15 protein-coding genes and 2 pseudogenes are annotated in these 20562 nt (G+C 64.0%); 6 read left to right on the top strand and 11 right to left on the bottom strand.

Features of this window, described 5'->3' with window-relative positions; translation table 11 throughout:
- The 4 genes and pseudogenes from E1809_RS22690 to E1809_RS22675 form a co-directional block, all read right to left on the bottom strand.
- A pseudogene (locus E1809_RS22690) lies at positions 1–321 on the bottom strand (amino acid permease); the annotation flags it as partial.
- A gap of 136 nt (positions 322–457) precedes the next feature.
- A complete protein-coding gene (gene aspA / locus E1809_RS22685; protein ID WP_133206506.1) occupies positions 458–1894 on the bottom strand; it encodes an aspartate ammonia-lyase in 1437 nt (478 codons plus the stop codon).
- Between the two features lie 45 nt (positions 1895–1939).
- On the bottom strand, positions 1940–2950 hold the full coding sequence (locus E1809_RS22680) for an asparaginase (RefSeq protein ID WP_133206513.1): 1011 nt from the start codon (positions 2948–2950) through the stop codon (positions 1940–1942).
- Between the two features lie 20 nt (positions 2951–2970).
- Positions 2971–3801 (bottom strand): FadR/GntR family transcriptional regulator, encoded by an 831-nt coding sequence (locus E1809_RS22675; RefSeq protein ID WP_235835735.1) that lies wholly within the window; start codon positions 3799–3801, stop codon positions 2971–2973.
- A gap of 423 nt (positions 3802–4224) precedes the next feature.
- Here E1809_RS22675 and E1809_RS22665 point away from each other — a divergent pair, with 423 nt between their 5' ends.
- The gene (locus tag E1809_RS22665; protein WP_235835734.1) at positions 4225–4782 is read left to right on the top strand and encodes a hypothetical protein; all 558 of its coding nucleotides are present in this window, start codon (positions 4225–4227) and stop codon (positions 4780–4782) included.
- 67 nt (positions 4783–4849) lie between these two features.
- Here E1809_RS22665 and E1809_RS22660 read toward each other — a convergent pair whose 3' ends face one another.
- From E1809_RS22660 to E1809_RS22645, 4 genes are all read right to left on the bottom strand, one after another.
- Positions 4850–7405, bottom strand: a complete 2556-nt coding sequence (locus tag E1809_RS22660; protein ID WP_165962459.1) for a LuxR C-terminal-related transcriptional regulator — start codon at positions 7403–7405, stop codon at positions 4850–4852.
- 302 nt (positions 7406–7707) lie between these two features.
- Positions 7708–8325, bottom strand: a complete 618-nt coding sequence (locus tag E1809_RS22655) for a uracil-DNA glycosylase family protein (RefSeq protein ID WP_133206505.1) — start codon at positions 8323–8325, stop codon at positions 7708–7710.
- 154 nt (positions 8326–8479) lie between these two features.
- Positions 8480–8860 carry an RNA-binding S4 domain-containing protein gene (locus E1809_RS22650; RefSeq protein ID WP_133206504.1) on the bottom strand — a complete coding sequence of 127 codons (381 nt, stop codon included), beginning with the start codon at positions 8858–8860 and terminating at the stop codon, positions 8480–8482.
- A 58-nt stretch (positions 8861–8918) separates the two neighbouring features.
- Entirely contained in the window at positions 8919–9953 is a 1035-nt protein-coding gene (locus E1809_RS22645) for an aldo/keto reductase (protein ID WP_133206503.1), read from the bottom strand.
- A gap of 244 nt (positions 9954–10197) precedes the next feature.
- On the opposite strand from E1809_RS22645, the gene E1809_RS22640 reads away from it, so the two are divergent.
- On the top strand, positions 10198–10689 hold the full coding sequence (locus E1809_RS22640) for a flavin reductase family protein (RefSeq protein ID WP_133206502.1): 492 nt from the start codon (positions 10198–10200) through the stop codon (positions 10687–10689).
- 48 nt (positions 10690–10737) lie between these two features.
- On the opposite strand, the gene E1809_RS22635 is transcribed toward E1809_RS22640, so the two are convergent.
- The gene (locus tag E1809_RS22635; protein ID WP_133206501.1) at positions 10738–11487 is read right to left on the bottom strand and encodes a hypothetical protein; all 750 of its coding nucleotides are present in this window, start codon (positions 11485–11487) and stop codon (positions 10738–10740) included.
- Positions 11488–11675: 188 nt separating this feature from the next.
- Here E1809_RS22635 and E1809_RS22630 point away from each other — a divergent pair, with 188 nt between their 5' ends.
- Positions 11676–12080, top strand: a complete 405-nt coding sequence (locus E1809_RS22630; protein ID WP_133206500.1) for a YchJ family protein — start codon at positions 11676–11678, stop codon at positions 12078–12080.
- A 9-nt stretch (positions 12081–12089) separates the two neighbouring features.
- On the opposite strand, the gene E1809_RS22625 is transcribed toward E1809_RS22630, so the two are convergent.
- Positions 12090–14042: an acyl-CoA dehydrogenase family protein gene (locus tag E1809_RS22625; protein ID WP_133206499.1), complete on the bottom strand. Its 1953-nt coding sequence runs from the start codon at positions 14040–14042 to the stop codon at positions 12090–12092.
- 64 nt (positions 14043–14106) lie between these two features.
- The gene (locus tag E1809_RS22620; protein WP_133206498.1) at positions 14107–14409 is read right to left on the bottom strand and encodes a hypothetical protein; all 303 of its coding nucleotides are present in this window, start codon (positions 14407–14409) and stop codon (positions 14107–14109) included.
- Between the two features lie 245 nt (positions 14410–14654).
- Between E1809_RS22620 and E1809_RS22615 the strand changes: the two genes are divergently transcribed.
- The 3 genes and pseudogenes from E1809_RS22615 (at position 14655) to E1809_RS22605 (ending at position 20561) form a co-directional block, all read left to right on the top strand.
- Positions 14655–16124, top strand: a complete 1470-nt coding sequence (locus E1809_RS22615) for a DUF3375 family protein (protein WP_133206497.1) — start codon at positions 14655–14657, stop codon at positions 16122–16124.
- Positions 16117–16953, top strand: a pseudogene (locus E1809_RS22610) (DUF4194 domain-containing protein); the annotation flags it as partial. The gene E1809_RS22615 and the pseudogene E1809_RS22610, both read left to right, overlap by 8 nt.
- A 155-nt stretch (positions 16954–17108) precedes the next feature.
- Positions 17109–20561 (top strand): ATP-binding protein, encoded by a 3453-nt coding sequence (locus E1809_RS22605; protein WP_133206495.1) that lies wholly within the window; start codon positions 17109–17111, stop codon positions 20559–20561.
- The last annotated feature ends 1 nt before the right edge of the window (position 20562 follow it).

The following is a 20562-nucleotide window of genomic DNA, read 5'->3' as shown; positions in this document are numbered from 1 at the left end:
CTCGCCGTAGAACTCACGGGCGTAGGAGACGAAGGATCCCGAGGACGGGCGGTGCAGCACCAGCTCGCCGAGGGCGCGCAGGATCAGGAAGGCGAAGAAGCCGCAGACGGCGTACGCGATGACCAGGGAAGGTCCGGCGGCGTTCAGGCGGCCGCCTGCTCCCAGGAACAGGCCGGTGCCGATCGCACCGCCGATCGCGATCATCTGGATCTGCCGGGGCTTCAGGCTCTTGTGGTAGCCCGTGTCTTCCGCGTGGAGGAGGTTTTCGGTGGCGTGCGCTTGCTTTGGGACCGTGTGGTCCGTAATGGGTGCATTGCTCATAAGGAATCCTTAGGGGTGTCCTGTTGGGGTGTCCGGATCTCGCCGTCCGGCTGCTGCTGTCCGCCGGTTGCTATCCGGTCCGGGTCCGACGGCGGCAGGTGAGTGCCGCCGTCGTCGTACGGGTGCTCTGCCCGGCTTACTTGCTGAGGTTCGCCAATCGTTCGGGTCGGAGGAGCTCGTCGAGCTGCTCGGCAGTCAGCAACCCGTGTTCGAGGACAAGTTCGGCGACGCCGCGTCCGGTCGCCAGCGCTTCCTGGGCGATGGCCGTGGCGGAGGCGTAGCCGATGTGTGGGTTGAGGGCAGTGACGAGTCCGATCGACTGCTCGACCGTGAGGCGCAGCCGTTCGGTGTTCGCGGTGATGCCGCGGATGCAGCGTGACGTGAGTGTGCGGCACGCGGCTTCCAAATGGGAGATGCTCTTGTGGAGGCTGTGGACGATGATCGGTTCGAAGGCGTTGAGCTGGAGCTGTCCGGCTTCGGCCGCCATGGTGACGGTGACGTCGTTGCCGATGACCTCGTAGGCCACCTGGCTGACAACTTCAGGGATCACCGGGTTGATCTTGCCTGGCATGATGGACGATCCCGACTGCACAGCCGGGAGGTTGATTTCGCCCAGTCCCGCCCGCGGTCCGGAGGACAGCAAGCGGAGGTCGTTGCAAATCTTGGAAAGCTTGACGGCGACGCGCTTGAGCACGCCGGAGAGGTGCACGAACGCGCCCACGTCCTGGGTCGCCTCAATGAGGTCGACGGCGGTGACCAAAGGCAGGCCCGTAATCTTGGCCAAGTGCCGGCAGGCTGCCTCGGCGTAGCCAGCGGGCGCGTTGAGGCCCGTGCCGATCGCCGTGGCGCCGAGGTTTATTTCGTGGATCAGGAGCTGGGACTCGGCCAGGCGGGCCCGGTCCTCGCCGATCGTGACGGCGTAACCGCCGAACTCCTGGCCGAGGGTCATCGGCACCGCGTCCTGCAATTGCGTGCGGCCCATTTTGACCACTGTGCGGAATTCCTCGCCTTTGTCGGCGAAGGCCACTTCGAGTTCCTGGAGTGCTTCCAGAAGGCCTTGCACCGAGAAGATCGTGGCGAGGTTGACCGCCGTCGGATAGACGTCGTTGGTGGACTGGCTCAAGTTGACGTGGTCGTTCGGGTGCAGCCTCGCATAATCGCCCTTGGGGTGTCCCAGGATTTCGAGGGCCCGGTTTGCGATCACCTCGTTCGCGTTCATGTTGGAGCTGGTGCCGGCTCCACCCTGGATGACGTCCACCATGAACTGTTCGTGCAGCTTGCCGTCCAGGATGTCCTGGCACGCCTGCTCGATCGCTTTGGCCCGCTCGTCGTCCAGCAGTCCAAGCTCCCGGTTGGTCCGCGCGGCTGCGAGTTTCACTGCCGCGAGGCCGGTCACGAGGTGGGCGTTGGTGGCCAGCGGCTGGCCCGTAATGGGGAAGTTCTCGATGGCCCGGAGCGTGTGGACTCCCCAATAGGCGTCCGCCGGGACATCCCGATCGCCGAGGAGATCGTGTTCCGAGCGGAACAGCCGTGCCTGCTCGACGTCAGTAGCTGTGTGTACCGCGGTTGTCATGTACCGTCCTTAGTCTTCTGGTTCTCGTCTTCTTCGACGACGTTCTCAGTTGGATTCGAGGAAGTTCGTTGCCCGCAGTTCGCCCACCGGGTGGCCGCCGCCCAACACAGGCGGGCTCGCAAGCTCGGCGAGCCTGCCGCCGTCGAGCCCTAGCGACTCAAGGACACGAACGGTGACCGGCATGCGGGCGCGGTCGCCGCCGTCGGAAATCTTGACCGCCACACCCGTGCCATCCTGCAGGCCGATGAGCTGGAGGCCTTCGAAGCCGTCCTTCGCGAGCAAGCCCGGGAAGGTGCGCATGATCGCGGTGACGTCCCGGCCCTCGCCGGCCACCATCGTAGGGTACGAGCGCATCGCGTGGGCAACCCGGCCCTCGGTGGTTTCCTTCGCCGCCGACGCGATCCGGCCGTACGCACGCGCCATGCCGTGGAGGCTGTGCGCGAAGAGCGGCGTTCCGCAACCGTCAGTGCTCACCGCGGCGGCGTCCTCCCCGGTCAGCTCAGTGATGGTTTCCTTCACGAGGACCTGGAGAGGGTGCTCAGGGTGCAAGTAGCCCTCCACAGGCCAGCCGTTGATCACGCACGTGGCGGCCATCGCGGCGTGCTTGCCCGAGCAGTTCTGGGCAAGCTGCGTAGCCTTTCCGCCGGCACGCAGCCATTCCTCGCGTTCGCTGACTCCATAGGGGAGGTCCGTGCTGTTTTCCAGTGCTGCTTCGTCCAGGCCATGCATCTCAAGGATGCGGACGGCGCCTTCGAGATGCATCGCGGCACCCGAGTGGCTGGCCGCGGCGAGGGCCAAAAGGTCATCCGGAAGCTCGAGCCCGGCGCGTACCATCGCGACTGCCTGCAACGGCTTGAGGGAGGACCGGGGGTAGAACGCGGCGTCGGGCTCGCCCGCTTCGAGCAGGGTTTCGCCGTCCGGGCCCACCGCGATCAGGGAGCCGTAGTGGATGCTCTCGACCAAGCCGTCGCGGGTCTGCTCGGCCAGGGGGACATGGCGCGGGCTTGTTACGGTGTTTTCGGGCGCTGTGGTGTGCGTTGCATGCGGGGTGGGCATGGCTTCCTTCAGTTGGTGGATCATTTGCTGAGGATGGCGTCCAGCGCAACGCTTACTGCGCTGAGATGGTCTGCCATCGCTGCTTCGGCGGCCGTGGAGTCGCCCGACGCGATGGCTTCGACAATGCGAAGGTGCTCGTCATCTGAAACATGCTGGCGGTCGGCCACCATGTTCAGGGTTTCGGATTGGTGGGACAGCGCCTCGCGGATGTCCGCGACGACGCTTTCGAAGACCTTGTTGCCGCTAGCGCGGGCAATGGCGGAATGGAAGCTGGCATCGAGGGCAACCCAGGCTTCGGGATCCGATTCGCCAAGCATGGTGGAAACAAGTTCGGTAAGGTGTTCGAGATCTTCGGGGCTGCGACGCCTTGCCGCGAGGCCGGCCGCAGGTATTTCGATGTGGGGCCGGGCCTCGTTGAGGTCCCGCGCCGAGTATTGGCCGAGGGAGAGATCGTTGGCTACGCGGTTTGCGACCACGAACGTGCCCTTGCCGGTTTTCGTGACCGTCAGGCCGAGCGCATTGCAGGAGCGGAGCGCTTCGCGGATCACGGAACGGCTGACGCCATAATGTGCGGCCAGGGCGGCTTCCGAACTGAGCTTGGAGCCGACCTCGATGGTTCCGCCCTCAATGTCCTGGCGGATCGCACTGAAGACGGCCTCTGCGGCGCTGAAGCGGGCGAGGGGGCGGGGGCTGGGCACGCGCGGACTGGGCACGCGCTTGGCCGGCCGGGGGACGGCGCCGCTTGTGGCGGGGCCTTTGCCAACCTCTGCTTTCTGGCTGATGGTTGGTTGTCCGATGGCGGCCCGTCCATTGGCAGCCTGTCCGGCTGTCCGGCTGTCTGACAGGTTCACGGTTAAAAATATGGCACGGGTCACAGGGTGGTGTCAATGTGGGTGGTTTCGGGGGCGCGACACTTCGTCCGGCCACGGCCGCGAGTCGTGGAAGCCCACGACTCGCCCCGATTAAGTCCTGCACCGGGCCTGCTTAATTCACACCCTCTCTCGTGCAGGAAGAATCGTTGATTTTGCGGGGTTAAACGCGAGATAGTCTTAATTGTTATGAATCCCGTGGCGAAAATCCTGCGCCATTGCTTACATGGCGCCTGGACCAGATGGGGTTCTTGCCTCAGATACTGAAGGATATCTAGTAGAGACACTTGGTCAATCCGTGACTCCGCGGGCCGCCAATCCCGGAGCATAATTGCATCCATGGCCAATGGTCGGCGTGTTCGTCAGGATCCCCGCATCTTTGGACCTCCGCCTGTCACGGTAGAGGTGCCACTCCTTCAGGTCGGAGCCGGGCTGGCGGACTACGAGGATCTGGGACGGTACGTCGGCGCTCTGCGGAACCCGCGGGGCTTGCACATGACGTTGTTGCACCTGGGGGTCGCGGAAGAGCTATCCCAAGATGTGGCCAGGTGGACCAAGGATGTCACCGGGTCGGAGTTGGTCCTCCGGAGGGTGGCTTCATGGCTTGACGAATTGCCCATCCTCGAGGCGTTTTCGGGAAGCTCCCAAAGGTTGATCGCACTGGGTGGCGGCGGCGTGTCCGGCTTGGACGTGGACGTACCGCAGCACGTGTTTGAATACCAGGTCTCGCTGATCCAGGCATTGCACGAACTCCTGGACGACCTGCTGGTGGACAACATCGACGACTTCATCCTCAGTTCCCCCGCTCTCGGCTTCCGCTCGCCGCGATGGTTGCCACACGTAGCCATCGGCAGGCCAATGGACCGGGAACGCGGACCCTGGGAGATCAGTCCCTTGCCGCTCGAATTCGGCGCATCGAGAATCCGGAACAGGCAAACCCTCCCGCCAGCTCCTACAGGCTAGGGGTCGTTCCCCGCCCGGGCCCGGCCGATGCGCGCTCACGTCTGGCCGGGCCCCGGCGAAGACGCGCTCACTTCCCCGGACGCCTCACGAGTTCGTGGAGGGCTGCCCGGGTGGTTGTTCCGGTTTTCTTGAGGGATCTCGAGATGTGGTTTTCCACGGTCCGCGTGCTGATCCCCAGGCGGCTGGCGATTTCAGCGTTGCTGTGGCTGCCGGCGAGTACGGCGATCTCGATCTCCCGCGCGGACAAGTGCTGGGGCAGGCCCTCCCCGGTGTCAAGGAACGGATACTCGGCGCGTAAGGGGAAGCGGGCATTAAATGAAGCTGCGAGGTCCTGGAACGGCGCGACCGGACACGGATCGGGCTCGAGTGATTGGCGTTTGGCTGCGCCGTGGAGCAGATTGCCGATCAAGATCAGGTCGCTGTCCCGCTCGTAATGCTCGAGGAGTTCCTCAAGGAGGGGGTAGTCCGCTTTCAGGACTGCTGAAGCCAGGGCCAAGAACTGTCCGTGTGACGTTACGCCGTTCTTCCGAAAGAACCTCTTGGTCTTTTCCAACGTTCGTGGACCGGGGTAGAGCGAAAGCATGAACAATGAGGCATATACGGCTTCGGTGATGAAACCGCGGTCCAATTGCTCCGAAATAACGCGAGCAGCCGCTTCATCGAACATCCCCGGGTTGATGTATTTGCGCGACACGAGGTCGTAGACCGCCTTGCCCGTTCCCGGCAGCGGACCTATGTCCGCAACGTCCCTGCGGGATTGCACGCCAAGCGACGGGATGTCCTTGCCTGAATCGGACAATGAGCGAAGGCCGGCAAGCCGGAGCATGGCATCGTGAAGGTTGCTCACAAGGAAGCCCGGCCTGCCGAGGGCGAAGACGCTGCTCATCACCCAGTCGGCCTCGCGCATGAGGCCCCTTTGAACGAGTGCCAATGCTGCGACGTAGCTGATGGCGACGAAGCCGAATTGGTTCAGGCTGCTCCGGGCTTCGGTTCTCTGGGTGAGGCTGTAGACCAGGGCTTCGTCGGAACGTCCGGCGATATGGAGCGCCAAGCCGTGGACGAAGGGGGCCATGCTGGCTGATATTTCGAAGCCTTCGGCCGAATCGAGGGCCTCAAGCGCGGCCTGGGGGTCGAAGCGGTAGAGTTCCACGATGCCGCGGATCACGGGGAGGACACCGCTTTCCGGATGTTTGCTGTCGAGCTGCTCCCACGCGTCGTCGAAGTCCGCCGGAATGCGGTCGAAAGATGCTTGGAGGTAGATCGCGAAGGCCTCGGCCTCGGCCTTCCATTCCGGCTCGGCGTCTCCTACTTCCTTGAGGATGCCCGTCACGTCCACTACTTCCGCGCCCCGGAAGATCCCCCACAGCGCCCGGGTCATGGTGAAGAAGAAGTGGTCGGCTGGATTGGCATCGGCCGTTTCGGTGTTGTTGAAGATGTATTCGATGCGTACGGGATCGATCGGTCCGCCCCAGTAGAACCGCAGGAAGGCCGCTGCGTTGGACATGTTCCTCTCGCGCTCCCACAGCCCGTAGGTTGTTTGCTCGAGGATCCGCAGTTGCTCTTGGAAATGCCGGGTTGCGGCCGTTCCAGCTCCTGCCTCCGTCCGGAGCTCGTTGAGCAGCGTGGCCACCGGCCCGGGAAAATCGGTGATGGCGTGCGACGCACTGGATTCGAGTTCCTGCGCTATGCGGTTTCCCAGCATCTTGCGGGAGGAAACTGTGTGGTGGTCGCGAAAGTAGTCGCCGATGACTGGCGGGCTGATATCCACCCAGATGACGTTGTCCGCATCTTCCGCGGCGGCCACCAGGCCGCGGCGTTCCAACTCATCGAGGACGTCCGCTTCGATCGTCGGAGCCAGGGAGGCCGCCGGCCTCGCGCCCACCGCGGCCAAGGTATGCAGTGCGGTAAGTTCGTCCGCGCTGAGCCCATGGAGCAGTGCCTCGATGGTGCTCTGCAGGTATTCGTTCCACAGTGAGTGCTTGCCGATGCTCCACTGGCCTTCGCGAAGGACAAGCCGCTTGCTGAGTTTCGCGCTTTGGGCGATCCGGACCACGAGGCGCGGATTTCCAGCTGACTTCATGAGGATCAGACTCGTCAGGTCTACGTCCGGAGGAGCCCCCAGCGTCTGGGCCAGTAGTTTGTTCACTTGGTCGTACCGCAGGGGACTGAGGCGAATCTTCGCTTCCGGCCACCGGGCGGGCGTGAAGACCGAGGTGCGCGAGTACAGCGGCTTGTCCCCCATGGTCATCACGAGCGGCCGTTGGGTGCGTCGCTGGACGATGTCGATTACAGCGGCGGATTCCTTGTCCAGCAGGTCGATATCGTCTACCACAATCGCCTTGGCGCCGATTCGCGCCAGGCGTTCGGCCAGGACATCGGCGACGGCCATCGGTCCGCTGAGCCGCACACGGGCGTCCAGGCCCAGGGCCCCGATCCCGGCGAACGGCGTGTCCTGCAGGAGCAGTGCACCGGCCAAGCTGAAGACCTCAACGCCCGTCTTCTCAAAGTCGCCGATGACCGATTGCAAAACCGTAGAACGGCCGCTTCCCGGCCCTCCCACAATCCGCACACTGGTCCCACGGCGCGCGTACTCCAGTGCCCGGCGGGCTTCCTCCTCGAACACTCCTGGGCTCCTCACTCTTAGCGCTTGCCATCATTGAATCCCACGCGCCCCTTTTGGCGCTGTCAGGGAGTCACTCGCGACACGAAACGCTCTTTGTTCGGGGCCGGGAACCAGTACCGCAGGCCAGATATCGTGGACGTGCGCGAGACCCAAACGGATGAGGCTCACACAGTTCTCGACGCTAGGACCAAAAAAGTCCATTGAGTGGTGAAAATGCGAAAATGAGTGGCGAAAAGGCCCTGATTAGGTGGTAGGCCGCCGCAAAACACCGGATTCACAGCACATCACGGCGATTCGCACGGCTACAGGTGTTGGATCCCTGCCCTTTGCATGGCATCCCGGTATGTCTCGATGTTCTTTTCCAGGAGTTCCTGCTGTTTCGCCTCAGAGAGGGCGAATGCCCGGCCACCTAGCGCGCTCGCCTTGTAGACCTTGATTCCGTGTTGCTTGAGCGCCGAATGGTAGGTCTTCTCGTAGAGTGCCAGGAAGGCTGCGGCGTCCGCCCCGTGCGCGACGACCGCGGACACCCGCGAGTTGATCTTGAGGAATTGGCGGAACGGGCGCAGTCCGTCCGTCTTTTCCTGTGCGCTCAACGCTGTGGGCGATCCGGAGTCCCGCACCCACGGGTAGGAGTTCCACGGCATGACGTAGCGGGCGTCCAACTCGGCGGAGTCGTAGATGAGTTGGATGCGGCGGGCGGCGTCGTCTTCGTTCAGGTGCGAGACGAATCCGGACTCGGCACCGCGGACCGGACTGGTCTGGAGGGTGATGATCCGGCATTCGTCTTCGTCATGTACCGGATCGATGTACGGCACCGTGGAGCCAGGTTTCCTGGCCATGAGTTCGTCGCAGAGCTGCGTTACGGCAGCGATATTGGGCTCTTGAAGCAGGGCTCTTTTTTCGTCCCAGTCGATGGTCACGTTCTCTCCTTCGGCAGCGCGGCGTCCAGAATCGGCGTCCCTTGCCACTTTACGCTGTCCGATTGCGCTCCGCTCGCGCTCTTTTGGGACCGAGCCGAAAGCGTCCGACGACGGTGCGTTGCCGGTTCGGCGGGATGGCGCGGCCGGTGTGCGGCTACTGCCTCCTGAGCCTGTCCATCTCGCGCCGGTCTTTCTTCGTGGGCCGGCCGGCGCCACGGTCGCGCTGGGGAAGGCCGAGCGCCGGGGCTGCGGGCCGTTCGGGTGTGTGGTCCGTGAAGCAATGGGACGCTGCCTCGGCCCCCACCCTTTTGGCGATCAGTCGGCGCACCTCGAGGATGCGCTCGAAGCCGGGTTGCCGCACCCGGACGGTGTCGCCGATGATCACCGTTTGCGAAGCCTTGACGGGGTTTCCGTTGATCCGGACATGTCCGGCCCGGCAGGCGGTGGTGGCGGCCGAGCGTGTCTTGTAGGCCCGGATGGCCCACAACCAAGCGTCGATGCGGACGGTACTGGGGGCAGACGGGAGGCTAGTCATGATTGCGAACGAGTATAGTCCGACGGCGGCTGCCGGAGCGGGCGTTCGGAGCCGCGCCTTACCGCCGTCGAAGCTCCGCGAACTCAAGGTGCGGCACAACGGTTCCCGCGTCACGTTCCAGGAAGTTGGTGCCGGGGGCGACGATCTCGTCGATGGCGTCCAGGACGGCGTCCTCAAGGACCACGTCGGCGGCCTTGAGGTAATCGACCAGGTGTTCCTCGGTGCGCGGGCCGATGATCACGCTGCTGACCGAAGGGTGGTTCAGGGCGAAGCCCACCGCCAACTGGATGAGTGTGAGTCCGTGCCGTTCGGCCAGGCGGGCGAGGGCCTCGGCGGCGAGGAGCTTGTCCCTGTTGTACGGGGCTGAAACGTCGAACCGCCCGGGAACGGCTGAAGCGCGCGAGCTCGCGGGTTGCGGAGCCCCGACGCGGTAGTTCCCGGCGAGCCAGCCGCCGTCGAGCGGTCCGTAACTCAGCACGCCGAGGTTGTACTGCTGCGTGATCGCGAAGACGTCGCGCTCATTCGCGCGGACCAGGAGCGAATACGGCACCTGATCGACCACCGGGGGTATGAGGTGGTTGGTGGTGGCGATCCATTGCGCCTCCACGAGTTGCGACGGCGTGAACACCGACGTTCCGTAGTACAGGATCTTGCCTTGGCGGATGAGGTCGTTGAGCGCCGTGATGGTTTCCAACACGTCGGTGTTGTAGTCCGGGCGGTGCGCTTGGTAGAGGTCGATCCTGTCCGTCTGCAAACGCTGCAGGCTGCCTTCCACGGCTTTCATGATCCATCGCCTGGAATTTCCCGCGTGGGCGGGATTCGGTCCCATTTGCCCGTGGAACTTGGTGGACAGGAAAACCTCGTCGCGGCGGCCGTGCAGGGCCTGGCCGACAATGGCCTCGGCTTCTCCTTGCGAATAGATATCCGCGGTGTCGATGCTCGTGATGCCGGCGTCGAGCGCCGCGTGGACAATTCGGACACTGTCCTCGGCGCCGGACGGCGCCGAACCTGTACCGAAGTTCAACGTGCCCAGGGTCAAGGGGCTGATCAGGGCGCCTGTGCGTCCCAGGGTTCGAAGCTCGCTCAGGCTCATCTCCGGCTTCCTTCGTGGTGAATCAAGGATGTGCAATGGATTGACACGACGCTACACATATCGCCGCCATGGCACCGGAAAAGCGTACAAATTCTTCGCTTTTCGTATTGCGGAGTAATGAAAAGTACGAATGACGAATTATGAATTGACATCCATCGACACGCGAATACACAAATATTGCCCTAGCGCGCAGGGGGTGAATTAGTAGAAAGGCAGCACGAATCTACAGAGAAAGGAAACCGCCATGACCCAGGCAACGGTGGATGGAGCCGCTTCGATCAAGCAGGCATTCGCGCAATTTCCCTCAGGCGTCGCGGCCTTCAGCGCCATGGTGGGTTTCGTGCCGGAAGCGCTCGTCGCATCGAGCTTCACGGTAGGCGTCTCGCTGGAGCCGCCGTTGGTCATGTTCGCGGTGCGGAATTCCTCCTCTACCTGGCCCAAGCTGCGGCGCGCCCAGCGGCTGGGGGTCTCCATCCTGGCCCAGGGCCAGGAGGACGTGTGCCTCCAGCTCTCTTCGCGGTCGCAGGACCGCTTCGCCGGCCTTGCCACTTCGACGAGCGACGCCGGTGCGGTGCTGATCGAGGGCGCGGCGCTCGCGCTGGAATGCGAAGTGGTTTCCGAAACCCCGGCCGGGGACCATTCGATTGTGGTCCTCGAAGTGAAGGCAACCGAGATTAACCACGACGCCGAGCCGCTCATCTACCACGGAGCGGGATTCAGGCAGCTCGCCGCCTAACTGCGGTGCCGCCGGTCGCCTGACCGGGGTCCCGACGTCGGCCTCCCGCTACGGGCGGGGACGGCCGCCGATGCCCGCGGCTTGCTTTCCGGACGCCAGGGCGCTCCCGTGCGGGCCAGCCGCAGCGTGCTCGCGGACATCCCGCGGAAGCCGGTCTGATGGGTTTGGGGAGTCGGAAGGGTTCGGGGCCCCTGGCCGGGAGGCAGCGGGGTGTTCGACGACGGCATCCCCGGCACGCGCGGCCGCCCGTGCGTCGGCTTCGGCGACGGCGGCGGCCCACTTGCTGTTCAAGACGTGAGGATCCTTCACGGCGACCACCAGGGGATGCTCTTTGGCCTGGCTCGCGGCGACCGATGTTGCCGTGGATGCGAGGCCGGCGCCGATCTCGGCGGGCTTGGGCCATGTCCGCGGATCAACTACCGACTTCCAGGGGACGTTCCGTATGGAAGCCCAGCCAGCTGAATACACAGCTTTCGCGGTCGCGAAGAAGCCCGGACGCTGTTTCACGGGAGGGGGAGCTGCGGACTCGGCGTAGCCTGCCTCCGGCAACCAGTCGTCCAACCCTTGCTGCCGGGCCGGCTTGCGCCGCGGCCTCGGAGGAAGGTGCACGATGGAGTCGGTTTCGCGTTTCGGGTACACGCCCAGCATGGCAAGGAGGATGACCGAAACCAGCTTCGCGATGCCGGCCAGGACCAGGGTGATGGCCACCAGGATGGCCAAGCCGATGAACATGATCAAGGCCAGCCCGAGCGTACCGAAAAACGTCAGATTGAGGCCTAGCGTTGCTGGATCCTCCACGTAGCCTCCCTGAGCCGGAGTTGTAGGGTGGGCCGCGACCGATGGTCCGCGGGCATGTACTAGCCTACGGTCGAAACGTGGACGAATCAGCCGCGAGCCACCCTCCCGCCGAGGTTGTTTCAAAGCTGTTATCTGGTGTGACAAAATTTGTTAGCCACGTCTCATTTGTCGTCTCCGGAGAGGGCCGTATGCCACTCGATCCCGACCGTCTCCGTAACGGTTCCTGCCCTTGCCTGTCCGGCGAACAATACTCGGAATGCTGCGGACGTTTCCATCGCGGCGAGGCCGAGGCACCCACTGCCGAGCAGTTGATGCGCTCCCGTTATTCGGCCTTCGTCGTCCTCGACGCCGACTACCTCCTGCGAACGTGGCACCCGGACACGCGCCCCGCCACGCTGGACGCGGACCCCGGAATTGAATGGCGGCGTTTGGACATTCTGGCAACCCAACGCGGCGGCCCCTTGGACGCGGAAGGAACGGTCGAATTCGCGGCGCATTTCCGTTCCGACGGCGAACGCGGAGTGCAGCGCGAAATTAGCCGTTTCCTGCGAATTGACCGCCGCTGGTATTACCTCGACGGCGATGTCAGCTAGCCCGACAAATTATCGGTATTTCCGGTGGACGCTTTCTTTCGAAGAAGCCCCCGGGGAAGCGTCGGCAATCCACGGACCGGTTCCTTCCGATTGGTCGAGCACCCCGGCCTCGAGCCACGCGTAGTCCCCGGCCAGGACATTCGCGGACAACTCGCGGTCGGCGTCGTCGGTGTTCCGCCATAGCTTCTCGAAGTAGTCGTCAACCCGCAGGCGGGCCTGTTCGCAATACGCTTCGGCGAGTTCGTAGGCGGCTGCGCCTTGTTCCGGGGCTGTCCGCAGGAGCATCTCGGCCCGCGAGCAGCACGCTGCCATGGCGAAGAGCTCGGCACCGATATCCACGATCCTGCCCAGGAACGCCTGCTTGTACTCGAGCTTTCCTTGCCAGCGGCCCATACCGTAAAACGTCTGGCGCGCGAGCTTCCTCGACGCCCGTTCGACGTACCGCAATTGCTTCGCGAGCCGCCCGAACTCGCTGTAGGACCGCGGATCCAGGCCGGCTCCCGCAACCAGCTTCGGCAGCCATTTCGCGTAGAAGCCTGAGGCCCCGACGGCGGCACGCGCCTTCTCCTGCAGCGTCGCGTCCACGGAGGCGAGTTCGCCTGCTGCCGCGAGGTGGGCGTCGACGGCTTCGCGGGCGATGAGCAGCCGCATGATTTCGGACGACCCCTCGAAGATCCGGTTGATGCGCAAGTCCCGCAGTAATTGTTCGGCCGCTACGGCGCGTTCGCCGCGGGCTTCCAAGGATTCGGCTGTCTCGAAGCCGCGCCCGCCACGGATCTGGACGAGTTCGTCCGCCACCAGGCAGCTCAGCTCCGTGGACCAAAGCTTTGCCAGGGCGGCCTCGATCCTCACGTCCTTTTGCCCGGCGTCGGCCATTTCGGCGGAAAGCTCGAACACCGCCTCAAGTGCGAACGTCGTGGCGGCGATAAAGGCGATCTTCTTCGCGACTGCTTCGTGCTTCCCGACCGGCCGCCCCCATTGGGTCCGGGCGTTCGACCATTCGCGGGCGATCTTCAGCGACCATTTGCCGGCCGCGACGCATAGTCCGGGAATGGAAAGACGGCCCGTGTTGAGCGTGGTGAGCGCGATCTTGAGGCCTTGGCCTTCGCGGCCGAGCCGGTTGGCCGCCGGAACCCGGACCTGGTGGAAGCGCGTGACTCCATTCTCGATTCCGCGCAGGCCCATGAAGGCGTTGCGGTTCTCCACGGTTATGCCGGGTGAGTCCATCTCCACCACGAACGCTGTAATTCCACCCTTTTCCTGGGTTCCGTCGGGGTTCGCGTGGGCGGGGACAACCGCCATGACCACCACCAGTTCGGCGATCACACCGTTGGTGGTCCAAAGTTTCACGCCGTCCAAAAGGTAGGATTCGCCGTCGTCACTGGGCGTCGCAGTGCAGCCCATCCGCGCGGGGTCGCTTCCGACGTCGGGCTCCGTCAGCAGGAACGCGGTAATGGCGCCGCGGGCGCAACGGGGCAGGTATTCCTGTTTCTGTTCCGGCGTGCCGAAGACCTTGACCGGTTCCGGGACGCCGATCGATTGGTGCGCCGAGATCAAGGCGCCGAGGCTCGGGTGGACCGACCCCAGTAGCGCCAAGGCACGGCCGTAATAGACGAGCGATAGCCCCAAGCCGCCGTATTCCCGCGGGATCTTCATGCCGAAAACGCCCAGTTCGGCCAAAGAGGCAAGGTATTCGTCCGGAATCCGGGCCTCGCGCTCGATGACCCGGCCGGACATAGTGGTGCAGAACTCCCGCAGTTTCGCCATGAAGGCCTCGCCACGCTCAACATCAGCATCCCTGGCCTGGGGCCAGGGATGAATGAGTCCAAGATCAAAATTGCCGAGGTAAAGGCCTTTCGCGAAGCTCGGCCGGGTCCATTCTGTTTCGCGGGCCGCTTCGGCGACGGCGCGGGCTTCCGCCGCGGTGGCGCCGCTGTTCTTGTTCTCTGTGGCAGATGTCATGGGAAGGCTCCTCTTACCGGTTGTGCCGGTTCGGGCCCTGGGTCCGCCTCGGGTGGTGGACCCTTCAGCTGTCCCTCAATGCTACTCGCGGGTAGGTTCCTGTGCTAGGGGCCGCCTGGGTCGGGAACTCGCCGGGCAGTTCCACTTTTCCGGCGTGGTGCACCAACTGGTCCCATGCGAAGTTGATCCCGTTGACCAGCCCGCCCAACACGGTCTTCACGGTGTACCATGCCAGGCTTCCGGCACCCACCATCGCCAGAACGGCCATGGCCGCCACGGTGATAAATGCCGCAATAATCAGGCCAAACACCAAGGTTCCTACGAACACATAGGTGTTGATGTCCAAGTTCGTCAGATCCAACTGCATTGGGTCCCCTCCGCAACGCTGCCAAAGATCGACGCCGGATGGTGGCGTCGGTGAGATGACACTACGGGCGGCGTCACCACTTCAACCACCCGCAACACGGGCGTGGCGGCCGTTGATATGGGATCGAAACCATACCCGCAGGTAGGTCACGGAAGGGTTGCGGTGCGGCCTGCCGTAACCTTGTACGGGGCAGTTTTCGGGATTTCCGCTGCCAAGAAAGTTCTGCGGCAGCTGAAGGAGAGTAAGTGTCCCGCTCAGCGATGTCCTCCGCCGATGCCATTAACGCACGCCTTAGGGACCTCGAACTCCTGACCAAAGGCCCGGCCTGGGCGCTTACTCGATCGGCGCCATGGGTCATCGCGGTGCTGCAGGCGTCCTTTACCCGGACGAAACCGCAGCTTCCGCTCGAAGAGTTCCACGCCGACGTCGACGCCTTCCTTGAGCAGCTCCGGAAGCAGGATCCGTCGCTCGGCGGGCAGGCAAGCGGCAAGGCGTTCGCCGACGAGTGGACGCGCAAGCAATTCCTGACACGCCGCAGCCAGTCCGGCCAGATCGTCTATGAAATCACCGAGGCGGCCGCGCGCGTGCTGGCCTTCCTGGACAGCCTCTCCAGCGAACGCTCCACCCTCAACGGTTCCCGGCTCGGAACGCTGCTGGGCGACGTCGAAAAGCTCGCCAACGAGACCAATCCGGACCAAAGCGCCCGCCTCGAATCGCTCGAAGACGAAATCCAGGAACGCCAACAATTGATCGAGGACATCACGTCCGGCGATTTCGACGGCTTTTTGGATGACGAGGAAGCAGTCGAAGCCGCGGGGAACATCCTCGACCTCGCCGCGAGCTTGCCTGCCGATTACAAGAAGATGCGTGACCGCATCGAGGAACTGGTTGGCGAACTGCGCAACCAGATCATCGAAGAATCACTCAGCAAGGGCGCCACCATGGCTCAAGTCCTGGAGGCTGACAAGCGCCTGCGCCAGAGCCCGGAAGGCCGTACCTTCCGGTCATTCGCGGCGTTCCTCGAGGATCCGCAGCAGCAATTGCGCTTCCGCTCGGCGATCGGCGACGTGTTGAGCCGCCAGTTCGCCGACGAACTCAGCCAAGAGGACAGGGAAACACTCAAGAACCTCGTGGCGGAACTCCGGGCGCAACACAGCCAGATCCAGCGCATCTACGGCAAGTTGTCCGAAAGCCTCAACAACTACATCCAGAGCGACGACATCCGCCAGTCGGTCAGGCTCCGGCAGGTCCTGCGCGAAGCCGAACAGGCCATCCGGTCCATGCCGTATGAACGCGACCGGCCCGGCCTTGTGCGGGGACCGGTCCTTTTCAATGCGGGATTCGAATCACTGGCCATGGTCAAGCTTTTCGACCCGGACGAGTTCGCGGCACCGCCCAAGCTCGCCGATCCCATCGCGTTCAGCGATTCGGACCGTGTGCGTTCGCTGCGTTCGGCGAAGGCAAAGCCCGACGTCGTCCGCTCGGCCATGGCTGGTGCGGCCACTTTGGCGGGGGCCTGGGCAAACCTGCCCGAGGAGGAACGCCACATCAATACGGTCCGGGCCCTACTGTCCGAGGCGCTGCACAGCGGAGCGGCCTTCGATCGCGCTACGTGGGAAGACCTCGACTTCGAACAAATCGATGGAAGTTCCCGCACCGCGTACCTGCCTCTTGTGACGCTGACTTCAAGTGATGCTAAGGATTCCGATGACTGACGCCCCCCACCCCACGGAGCATGCTCCTTCTGACGCGTCCCACGATGCGCATGTCCATAGTGATCCGTTCCGCGTCACGCCCCGCGACACGTTCGTTGATGGCGCGGCGCTCTTCCCTGGCGACACGGGTGTCCTGCCCATGAAGGTCCGTCAAGCCCTCGTGAGACTGCTAAAGGGTCCATATGTCGACGGCGGCCGCGACGAGAAACTCTGGACCACACTCCTGGACAACCAGGTCATCCTCCGCAGCCGGCTTTCCGAGCTGTTCCTGAACCTGCAGTTGGACCACGAACGGAAGATCGCGGTGTTGCGGCCGGTGGATCCGGAGGCGATCGGCGGCAGCGCCCGCTCAAGCATCCTGCGCCAGCAGCGCTCCTTGAGCAGGGTGGAGACCATCGTGCTGCTCCGCCTGCGGCTCCTCCTCGACCGACACGTCACCGCCCAGACGGATCCCGTGATCACCCGCGAGGAAATCGCCGAACTCGTGGCGCATTACCAGCCGTCCGGCCAACAAGACGCCTTGCGCGATGCCGACGTCGTCAACCGCACGGTCACCAAGCTCCTTGCCCGCCAACTGCTCCTCGCCACTGGGATCGAGGACACTTTCGCCATTTCGAAGGCTCTCCCTCTAGCCCTTCCGTTCGAAAACATCGGCGACATCCCAGCCCAAATCGAGGCGCTGATCGCCGTAACAGCCGACGAATCAGGCACGGAACCCCTCATCGAACTAACAGAAACAGACGACGACGGCGACGCCAACTCCGACGACGCTGCCTCCGACGTGGATGACGCCTTTGGCGACGACACCCCCGCCGCAGCAGCCGATGCCGCCCAGGGAGTGGCATCGGGCCTATCGGAGCCGGACGGCCTGCTGCTTGCAGCAGTGCCGTCCGGCGAAGGGGCGGGGGCGGCATCGGCTGCGGAGGCAAAGGCGACCACAACTGACGCAACCACGAAGAACGCAACCGAGACGGAGGCAGCCAAGTGACCATCGCAACCATGTTGCCTATCGGTGAACTCACCAATCCCGGCCAGATGCGCCTGGTCTTGGTCCAAGTTGTGAACTGGGGTACGTTCCACGGCGCCCACACAATGCATGTGGATCGGAACGGCACGCTGCTGACGGGTAATTCGGGCGTAGGCAAGTCGACCCTGTTCGATGCCATGCTCCGCGTGTTCGATGCGCGGCCGCGTTCCAACGAAGCTGCGGCGCAACGAGCGGGCGGGGCTGTGGAGGACAAGAGGACCACGTTCACGTATATGCGTGGAAAGGTCGGCGACAAGGCCGTCGGCGAAGGATCGGCAAGTGCCTTCCAGCGCCCTGGGGCCACGTGGTCCGCCGTCGCGCTCACGTTCGACAACGCCGCCGGCACCAAGGTGACGATTTCGGCCCTGTTCGACCTTCCCAAGAACGGCACGGAGTCCAGCGTCGGCCGCTTCTACCTGATCGACAACAAGCCCTTGGACCTGGGCGCGATTGAAGGCATCGCCGAGAAGCGCTTCACCAAGGGGGCGTTGGAAACGATTTTCCCGGACGCCCAGGTGTTCGATGTCCACAAGGCGTTCGCGGAACGGTTCCGCCGGCTCCTGGGCATCAACTCGGACCAGGCGCTCCCGCTCCTCCGGGTGATCCAGGCGGGCAAGGGACTCGGCGGCAGCGTCAACACGTTCTTCCGCGACCAGGTATTGGACGCCCCCGCGACGTTGGCCGCAGCAGATGATGTTGTGGAGGAGTTCAGCAACCTGATGTCCATCAGGCAGCGGCTCGAGGACGTCCGCCAGCAGCGCGACCAGCTCGCTCCGGTTCCCGGGATGAACAAGGAGTATGCCCAGTCCTTGCTCGAGGCGAACCGGCTCCGCGAGCTCAGCGGCGAGGAATTCGACGCCTACAAGCAACAGCTTTCCGTGACGGTGCATGCTAAGACCTTGACCCGGTTCAAGGAACTTGCGCAGCAAAAGGCCAAGGAACTGGGTGCCGAGCGCGCAGTCCGGGACGCCTTGGCCAAGGAATTGCGCCAACTTGAATCGGAGTACAACAACCAGGGCGGCAACGCGATCTCCGCGATCGAACAATCGCTCGATAACGCGCGCGTGGGGCTCAAACTCCGCCAGCAAGTTGAGGAAGCTGCGCGCCAGGCATTGCTCGACGCCGGACTCACCCTCGAGTGGACGGCGGAAGGTTGGGAGCAAGCCCACGAACAAGCCGCGAACCGCTCGGACGAGCTCAAGGACGACTCGGAAGCGCTGAGGGAACTTCGCTTCGAAGCATTCGATGCCCACGCCACCAAGAAGCGGGAGCTCGCCGCAGCCCAGCAGGAGCTCGTCTCGTTGCGGACGCGCAAGTCCCTTCTGCCGCCGTCGAGCATTGAAAACCGGGCCGCGATCGCGGCCGCCACGGGTGTTCCGGAAGAGCGCATGCCCTTCGGCGGTGAGTTGATCGACCTCACCGAGGGGGAGGAGCAGTGGCGGCCCGCCGCCGAGCGGGCGTTGCGGAACCTCGCCACCACCCTGCTTGTCCCGGGAGAGCACTTCGCAGCCGTCACGCGCTACTTGAACGACAACACGGTGCGCGGAGCGCTGCGGGCGATCGACGTGTCGAAACCGTTAGCGGGCGGTGCGCTCGCTGTGGAGGACGTGTCCGACGGCGATTTGCTGACGAAGTTGAACATCCTCACCGCCGGGATCAATGCCGATGCCGGGGAGTGGGTCCGTGAGCGGATCGCCCTCGATTTCGCCTACCCGTGCGTCGAGGATCCGGACGAGCTCGCGAGGCTGGACAAGGGCTTGAGCCTGGGCGGCGTTGTCAAGCGCAACAGGCACACCGTGGAGAAGGACGACCGCTTCACGAGCCGCCAGGACTATGTCCTCGGTTTCGACAACGCCTTCAAGCTGGAACTCGTCGCCGCGAAGGTCGGCGAACTCGAAAACGAGCTGGAGAAGGCCGCCCAACTGGCCCAGAGCCGCGAAGATTCGCACCAGGGCATGACCCGCCAACTTGAGGCGCTTCGCCGCATCGCCGAAGACGAGCGCGGTTGGGACCAGGTTTCCGCTGCGGTGGCCGCTGACGAACTCGCGAAGATCGAGCAGCGCCTCAAGGATGCATTGGCAGCACAAGCGGATCTCGAACCCTTGCGGGCAAACATCGAGGCCGTTCGCGAAAAGCACCAGTCCTCCACAGGATCGGCGGCCGTTCTGCAGAGCGAATACAAGACGCTCGACCAGCAGATGACCACGGCTGACGCGCTCCTCGATTCCGCACGCACCCGCCTGGATCAGGCTCCGCCGTCGGGCGCTACCGTCACCGCGCTGGAACCGTACTTCAGCGCGTTCGGTGAAGTATCGGAACTGCACGAACTCGACAGCCTAGCCGCGGAGGTCCGGAGCAAGCTGTTCGCGGAGTTGCACGCGGCCGAATCCCGCGGGCAGGCGCTGGCCGAACGGTTGACGCGCGTCTTCGAAGGTTTCGTCCGCGAATGGGGAACGGCGATCTCAGCAGACCACGGGACGTCGATCGGCGCCGCGGACGAATTCGAATCGCGCTACCACCAGATCGTGAGCGAGGGGCTGCCGGCCCAGGAAGCCGAATTCCGGCAATTCTTCAACCAGCGCACGCACGAATCATTCAGCACGCTGTTGCATTTGCTGGACGAGGAACGGCGTGCCATCACCAGCCGCATCCTGCCGCTCAACGGGATCTTGTCCGAGGTCAATTTCCATGAGGGCAGCTTCCTGGAACTCGACATCAAGCAGACACTCCCCGCAACGGCCAAGCAGTTCAAGGACGCCATTCATAACGCCTTGAAGGCGCGCCATACGCGGCCATCCCGGGCGGCCGGTGCGGCTTCGACGGGCGAAGGGGACGACGACGTCGAACTCACCAACCGCTACAAGTCGCTCGAAACCCTGGTCAAGAGGCTCGGATCGCAAACGCCGGAGGACCGGCGCTGGCGTGCGGAGGTCCTGGACGTGCGAGGCCACCTGTTCATCCAGTGCAAGGAGCACCGCTCCATCCAGGGCCCGCGCGGGGGAACCAAGACCGAGGTCTACATGCACGCCGACACCGGCTCGATGTCCGGTGGCGAGCGGCAGCGTTTCACCGCGTTCATCATGGCCGCGGCGCTGAGCTACCAGCTGGGCATCGCGGAACAAGGCTTCACGAGCTACGGGACCGTGATGATGGATGAGGCATTCGTCCTGGCGTCGGAAGAGTTCGCCGGCGCGGGCATCAAGGCGCTGCATGAATTCGGCTTCCAATTGCTGTTGGCGGCACCGGAGAACGTGATCGACTTGTCCCGGCACCTTGGTTCCGTCACCGAAATCCTGCGCGACAAACGAACCAACCGATCCGGCGTGCTCACTGCGCCCGTCATCGGCGGTCCCGGTGTGCCCGGCGAATGGCGGTCCGAAGCCAACCCGGTGGACATCGTCCTCCGCTAGC

This window comes from Arthrobacter terricola, assembly GCF_004354015.1.
Taxonomy (GTDB): domain Bacteria; phylum Actinomycetota; class Actinomycetes; order Actinomycetales; family Micrococcaceae; genus Arthrobacter; species Arthrobacter terricola.
The sequence above is the reverse complement of the archived record's forward strand: the minus strand, read 5'-3'. Positions and strand labels throughout refer to the sequence as shown.